3 protein-coding genes are annotated in these 3,906 nt (G+C 41.4%); all 3 read right to left on the bottom strand.

The window, feature by feature from the left end:
- Window positions 1–258: 258 nt before the first annotated feature.
- Window positions 259–504 carry a hypothetical protein gene (locus F6J94_RS31490; RefSeq protein ID WP_293047449.1) on the bottom strand — a complete coding sequence of 82 codons (246 nt, stop codon included), beginning with the start codon at window positions 502–504 and terminating at the stop codon, window positions 259–261.
- Between the two features lie 106 nt (window positions 505–610).
- Window positions 611–2,074, bottom strand: a complete 1,464-nt coding sequence (locus F6J94_RS31495; protein ID WP_293047451.1) for a transposase — start codon at window positions 2,072–2,074, stop codon at window positions 611–613.
- A 604-nt stretch (window positions 2,075–2,678) separates the two neighbouring features.
- Window positions 2,679–3,906: ABC transporter permease (locus F6J94_RS31500; protein ID WP_293047454.1), on the bottom strand; the 1,228-nt coding region annotated here is incomplete at its 5' end.

The following is a 3,906-nucleotide window of genomic DNA, read 5'->3' on the forward strand; positions in this document are numbered from 1 at the left end:
TAATAGGGAATAGGGAATAGGGAATAGGGAATAGGGAATAGGGAATAGGGAATAGTAATACTATTTTAGGAGTTAAATACAATTGAAATTAATTTTATTTTTTTTCTGGTAATATATTTCAAGATAAAATAAGTTAAATATGATAGTTTAAACACTAAAAAACACAACTCAAACCAACATTTCTTTAAAATTGCCTCTTGTTTATTGCATTATTTAAATATTTGTTGAGTATAATAAAACCAGAATATCGTTGATTTATCAGACATTGCCAGGGAAATGAATATCCAAATCTGCCATCAGGGTGCTTAAGGATATTTGGCGCAAACCAGCTAATTCTGCCATGGCTTCGACACGTTTAGCTTCGATGGTTTCCACTTGATCACTTAAAGCCAAAAGTTCCCTATACTGATCAGGTGTCAGCATCTCCATTCTTCGTTTTTCAATCAGTTCATCGTAGCGGTTTTGAATGTCTGCTGGTATACCTTGATTAATAGTAATTAGCAACCTAGCCTGATCTGAAGAAAGCCTGGGGGCTTTGCGTTGTGCCTGGAGGGATATGATGTATGCTCCAACGTTCTCCAGTTCAGATAAACTGAGTTGTTCAACAGCTCTAAGTAACTGCTCTTGACATCTCCCCCGGCTGAAGCACGGGGGATTCTACAATGTTGCTACGTGGCAGCGGTTTTCCCGTGCCACTATCGGCTTTCGCCGACGCTACGCGAACGCTTCTTGTTCGATATGATTTTTTAAGAGAATTAAAAATATCATATCGATGTGGGAGTGTCAAAGCTCCCCTACCTGCCTTGGTTAGATCAAGACCTAACTGTACAGCTACTTTCCTGGCAATGTTTCCAGCACCATTACAATCAGCATTCACCAGGTATCCTTTAGAAGACTTGTACAAACCACGCCTTACTCTTTTGCCGGAAGGTTTCCATCCACTGGGTTTTTCACCGTGTTTAGGTAATGAATCCTCATCCAATAAAGACGCTTTGCTAGTATAAGATTCCTCTGTTACCGTTAATTTTATGCCGTACTCAGGGCATAGTTGTTCGAGTCTGTTGATTAATCTTTTTGTGGGTATAACCACAAAGTTTTGGTTACCCCGTTTCCCCATTATTGAGCCATTTTTATGTCTTTCATTCCAACCAATTACTATATTGCCGATTCCATCAGTAAGACAGCGATTAATAATAAATCTAGCTGCTTTATTGATGCTATCCCGCATTTGATTATTACGCTTCCGTTGAACTCTATCAAGGTTTGTATCCCAGTAAAAATCAGGCTTTCCTGTTTTGTGCTTTGATACTAACCTGGCGTATCCCTGGTTCATGGACTTGAGCTTGCGACCATCAATTATCAGGCTTTTACCTTTAGTTGAAACTCCGGTCAACCAATTAGTTCCACCATGATCGAAACTCCAAGCCTGAGAGTAATCTAGGTTGGGATTGTTTTTGACTGGCTGCTTACCATCCTCAATAACCCAGTCAATCCATAGCTGTCCATAACATGGCCGAATTGTTACTTCTTTTACCCAGTCTGGATCTATAAACTCGGGAGCCTCCAAAGTGATTTCAGTGAGCAACTCAGGTTTACTCTCTTTACTTATTGACGGATAAAATAATCCATTCTTGTAATTAAGAGCTTGTCTTGGAAAACTAACAGCGGCTAGACCACCTTTCTTTCTGTACCTAAGAAGTCTTGGTTTATCAACTTGACCCTTGTAGTACAAACCCACCAATTGGTTATAGCTTGTGATTGACTCAGCCACTGTCTTGAGAGTCTGTTGTGCTGACTGAGCGGCCATTGCCTTATAGTTAGGACTTTCCTTTAACTCCCTGCAAAGTTCAGCATACTTGATACTGCATTTATAAGTTTTCCAGCCTTGTCGCAGTAAATCATCTCTCCAATATGTTGTATAAGCTTCTGGTTGCTGTCTTAACCAGTCATAATGCTTTTGTCTTGAGTAGTAAACAGCAGAATTAAACAGATTATTTGCTTGTTGACACTGAAATTCCCAGAATACTTCCTCTTCATCTGAAAAGTTAGCTTTAACTGGGACAGTCTTGTACACTTGTTGCCTACTCAATTTTTTTTATACTATATCTAGTATAGACGCCGATTATAGATATGTCAACAACAAATAAACGAAAAACTAAGAAAAGAATGCGGGGGTTTCCCGTACATCATAATGAACTTAAAAAAAAACCTACAGTTTGGCTGACTGGGGCTGCGTGGAAGTGGCTTCAATTATCAGCTAAGGATCCAGATACCAGCGTTGGGGAGTTCGTAGAAAATATGATTAGATCTGAAATGAATAAAGACTAAAGGAACACTTTAAGGGGGTAAACCCCGTCTCTCCGTTTCACCCCCGGTCATTAGACACAGGGCTCTCACGTTTCAGGATGTTTTGGTAGGAGAGCTGAGCTTCGACTTTAAGATTTCCCATTGGTTGTTCGTCGATTTTAGCGCTAATTTAATTATAAAAAAATAAATTATAAAAAAATAGGAGCGAAGCATTGGGATAACGCTAAACACTCCAAGCTAGATTTTATGTTCAAATGTTTCGCGATAATTAGGATAAAAAACCCTTTGATAATCCAGTCCTTGATTAGGGTAGGAAAGTTGCTCGACGCGCGACCTAAGGGTCGAAACAACCCTTAGGTAGACTAAAAAACTTAATCAGCAGTGACAGGTAATTGGGTTTTTCCAGACAGCAACGCTTTAGTTGTGGATTCTCCTGCTTGTCGCAATTGTCGTCCTAGCTGTAGGTTCAATAACGCTAGGGCTAGGGACTGACCAATGATGGCCAAGAAAACACTTCCATTAGCATAGGGCAAAATACCCCAATGAAATACCGAAAATAGCCATACAGCAGGAGTCTCATAGGTAGTCATCGACCCAATCGCAAACAGGATGGGTGGTAAGAGAATCAATCCTCCTACCGCTATTACTGCACCAGCGGCTCGCTTCTGTGTTTTCATCAACAGCATCAACTGAGCAACTGTGGCGTAAATCATGATCAGACTGCTATTGAGCAACAGTGTGAACAGGGCAGTTATCTTGTAATCATTGGCAGGCCAAAGTAATATCCACGTCAGTAACATCGCAGATGCGATCGCACAATTTATTGCCACTGCCACCACAGCCGGACTTTTGTCACCCCAGATTAAGTCAGCTATCAGCCCTCCTTTTTTGCGGAAAGTCCGATCCTGATGTCGGTAACGAGCCCAATCTTGTAAGGTTTGTCGATGGGGACTCAAGGCAGCAATCAGAGCTAAAAACAGCACCACGTTGAACAGCAGCAGCATCTCTGAATTCTCCTCCAAGCCATGGGTATAACCACGCCAGTTTTTGACTTGAGGGTTGAGGGCAAATCCTAAAATCGCTGCTTGCAAGCTAGCGGTCAGCCAGTAACTCTGTTGCTTGTTAATCACGGTAGCTTTAGGGTTATGGAAGCAACGATTTAGCCCTTGCCCAAGCCAGTAGGTCCCAACACTGTAGTTGAGGACAATAAAACCAGCCATAGTCCAGAAACTGGCACCGATCTGGATACCAAACCAGCGCAAATCTTGGAAACTACGCTCAACAGGATAAAAACTATTCGGATCAAAGGAATTAGAATCAATCAGGTACGGTAAGACAATGGTGGGATTAAACAAAGTCAGCCAGTCAGCTGGGTAATGGCTGACACCAGCGTTATCAATCACCATGGTCGTGATCCACAAGAAAGTGAGTACAGCTCCTGCACCTAACCAAGCTTGGAAACCTCCTAGAGATTTGCCAACTAAACCAAATAGTAGCGCCATACTATAGCAAAATAGGCAACTGGTACCAAGAACGATGTAAAATCCTATAAGCTCAATCAAAGGGATTTTACCGGCAATAGCTGCCCAAAAATGCAAA

Source organism: Moorena sp. SIO1F2 (genome assembly GCF_010672755.1).
GTDB lineage: Bacteria > Cyanobacteriota > Cyanobacteriia > Cyanobacteriales > Coleofasciculaceae > Moorena.